Consider the following 3259-nt stretch of genomic DNA (forward strand, 5'->3'; position numbering starts at 1 on the left):
CAACACTGTCTTCGATACTCATGCAGATGTGGGTCATGCAGGTGTGGGTTCGGCAAGCGGCAGAGTCAGGGGCAGGGGCAGGGGCAGGGGCAGCGGCAGGGGGGCTGAGGGTGCAATGAGGGCCGGCCCCTGGTGGAGTTCTCGGGCGGGGGATCGTTCGGCCGGGATCAGCGGTACGTGTCTGTGGCGAGGCCGAAAGCATGAGGTCATCCCGGAATCGCCGCGCCGGCAGTGGCCAGGACCGGAGCGGTGGCAGGTGCCGGGAGCCGGACCGGGGCCGCGGCCTGGGAGGGAAGAACGACGGCGGTGACGGGCGCGGCATCCATGGCAGGTGCGGTGGGTGCGCATGCGACGGCCGGTGTACGAGTGCGGAGTTCGCCGCCGAGTTCTGTGCCAGGCCCGCCCTCAATGCCCTCGGTCCTGCCGATGTCCATGACGCCGGTCGTCATGTGAGTGGTGCCGGAGGGGTCGGTGGGGCCGGTGGGTGCTGTGACGGTGTCCGTGGTGGTGCGGGCGGCGGCAGGGGCCGGGGCGCTGTCGTGCGGAAGTGCGGGGTGCGGGACGGTGGTGTCCGTGGCCGCGGTATCCGTCGGCGGACGGTGCCGGCAGGACGGTGATGAGCCGTGCGCCTCGGCGTGGATGCGCTGCTTCATCGTGGGTGGCAGTGAGTGCGCGTAAGGCTGTGCGTAGGGCAGGGCCCGAATGGGCTCCTCCTGCGCCGTCGCGTCCTGCGGGGCGTTGGTGTTGCGGGCCGTCTCCGCCTCGGGTACGGCGGCGACGGCGGTCGTCGTGATCAGTCCGAGCGACGTGAGCAGGGCGAGGACGGCGGTGACGAGCGCGGTCCACAGGTTCATGACCGGGTTGCGGGTCATGGTGGCCTCTCTTTCGGCTGGGTGGATTTGCGTACTTTCCTCATGATGTGTATGTCGGTTGCGAAGTCGCGGACCGACGCCCATGGCGCGGCGATCTTCTGATGAACACCACTCGGATGGGCGCAAGGCTCATGAAATGACTGGAAGAGCGTGGAAAGCGGGATGAAATCGCATTCGGTGAGGATGTGATCACCCTCCGATCGGAGTGGACGGCTCCGGTTCTACTGCGCCCTCCCGGCGGGCAGTTGAGGCCCTGACACAGGTCACCGATCGGTATCGGCCGGTGTGTATAGTCGGGCGCCAGAAGTCCCCAACGCCAAGGAAAGACGAGGTCGCGCGGTGAAGAAGCTTCTTGTGGTCGCACTGGCCGCCATCGGCGGGCTCCTCGTGTACCGCCAGATCCAGGCGGATCGCGCCGAGCAGGACCTGTGGACGGAGGCGACCGACTCCGTGCCCACGGGTTCGTGAGCATCGACGACAGTCTCAGTACAGACCCCGGCCGCCTCGCGGTCGGGGTTTTGTGTTGCCCGGGGTGCCGATTCTGGTAGGAGGGCGAGGAGAGGAAGTGAGGAGAGGAGCGGAAGGAAGAGCCCCGAACGTCACAGGAAGTGCTCGGGTCATCGAAGAAGGGGATGCCGCGACGGTCCGACGGGCAGGATGGTCGAGGCTCGCGGGCGTCCGGAACAGTGTCGGGAAGGTGTCGGAACAGCGACGGCGCCGAACTCGCGGGAGCCCGAGGGATGACAGTCCGGGTGATGGCGAGGGGGCGCGTGATGGGGCGGCGCACGGGATGGTGGCGTGGGCGCTGCCGTGGGGTCCTGGCCGGGGCGGCCGCGCTGCTCTCGGTCGCGGCACCGGCCGGGCAGGCGACCGCAGGACAGGTGACCGCAGGACAGGGGTCGGCGGCGGGAACTCCCCCTCCGTACCGCTTCGCCGCCGACGCGGAACAGGTCGAGGGCGCGACGAAGGCCACCGACGCCGTACGTCTGACACCCGGCACGACCTACCGGAGCACCGTCCGCGACCATGGTCGGCTCTACTACGGGCTGCGGCTCGACGAGACGTCCAGCGCCTACGTGTCGGCCACCGCGGTCCCCGAGCCGGGCACGAAGGTCGTGTACTCGGACGGCGTCAAGGTGTCCCTCCAGGACCCCGAGGGCCACAAGTGCTTCTCCGGAGACGCCGGCGCCGCCCGCTTCGGACCCACCGAGAGTCCGCGCCCGCTCACCGCCTGGGCGTCACGAAGGGCCGGCCCCGGTGCGTACACCTGCAAGGGCGCCGGTACGTACTCGGTGCTCGTCGAGCGTATGAGCGGGAGCGGGTCCTCGTCGGACGACTGGGAGCTGGAGCTCCAGTACGTGTCGGAGCCCGCTCTGAAGAAAAGCGCTCCGACGACCGCCCCACAGGTGTGGGACTCAGCCTCCCCGGAAGCGCTCGACGGCTCGGCCAGGACCCGGCAGGGCGGCACGAGCTTCAACGCGGCGCGCTCCCTGGAAGAGGGCGTCTGGAAGGGCGGGATCCAGGCCGGACAGACGCTGTTCTATCGCGTCCCCGTCGACTGGGGGCAACAGATCGACGCCACCGCCGAACTGGGCCCGGCGAGCGGTGAAGGATTCCTGGGCAATGCCCTCGTGATGTCGCTCTACAACCCCGTACGCGCCCTGGTGGACGACGCCGACACCGGATACGACGGTACGAGGAAGGTGGCCGCTCTGGAACCGCTGCCTCCGGTCGCGTACGAGAACCGGTACTCCGTGGACGACCAGGTCGGCGGGGTGCGGTTCGCCGGCTGGTACTACCTCGCCGTGCACCTCGGGGCGCAGATGGCCGACAAGTTCGGCGACGGGCCGTTCGAACTGACGCTGCGTGTGCGGGTGAGGGGCGAGGCGGGGACGGCGCCGGTGTACGACGGCGCCACCGCGCCGCGCGACGTGTTCGAGGTCACCGTGGGCGACCGGGACGCCGCGGCGAGCGGTAACGCGGCGACGGGCGGGGACAGTGGTCCCGGCGGGAACACCGCGATGAAGGCGGTGGCCGTGGGCGGGATCGGAGCGGGGTGCTTCCTCGTTCTGGGGCTCGGGGTGTGGACGGCGGTCGCCCGGCGGCGTGCGGCGGCGGGACCGGCCGAGGGCGCCACGCCCGCTGTGGACGGCGCGGCCTCGCGGACGTACGGGCGGTCGCGGGCCCGGTAGTCCGGCGGCTCCGCCCGACAGCTCAGCGGTTTCGGGGCCGGTTCAGAGCCGCGTCAGTGCCCAGAAGCCGACCGCGAAGCAGGCCAGCGCGAGCAGGAGCACCGGAACCGTCACCGCGGCGGGCGGTCCGGGCCGTCGCCGCGCCCGCCTGGCCCGGTGCCGCGCGACCGGCTGCGGCTGCGGCTGCGGCTGAGC

The 3259-nt window shown here is 70.8% G+C and carries 3 protein-coding genes; 2 read left to right on the top strand and 1 reads right to left on the bottom strand.

Annotated elements, in window-relative coordinates; translation table 11 throughout:
- Window positions 1-206: 206 nt before the first annotated feature.
- Window positions 207-872, bottom strand: coding sequence for a DUF6344 domain-containing protein (locus AOK01_RS46385; RefSeq protein ID WP_063792945.1), 666 nt, complete (start codon window positions 870-872; stop codon window positions 207-209).
- A 339-nt stretch (window positions 873-1211) separates the two neighbouring features.
- Here AOK01_RS46385 and AOK01_RS42245 point away from each other — a divergent pair, with 339 nt between their 5' ends.
- Window positions 1212-1340, top strand: coding sequence for a DLW-39 family protein (locus tag AOK01_RS42245; RefSeq protein WP_213089207.1), 129 nt, complete (start codon window positions 1212-1214; stop codon window positions 1338-1340).
- Window positions 1341-1627: 287 nt separating this feature from the next.
- A complete protein-coding gene (locus tag AOK01_RS39360; RefSeq protein WP_213862217.1) occupies window positions 1628-3064 on the top strand; it encodes a hypothetical protein in 1437 nt (478 codons plus the stop codon).
- The last annotated feature ends 195 nt before the right edge of the window (window positions 3065-3259 follow it).

Origin of the sequence: Streptomyces aurantiacus (genome assembly GCF_001418335.1) — a bacterium.
GTDB classification, from domain to species: Bacteria; Actinomycetota; Actinomycetes; order Streptomycetales; family Streptomycetaceae; genus Streptomyces; species Streptomyces aurantiacus.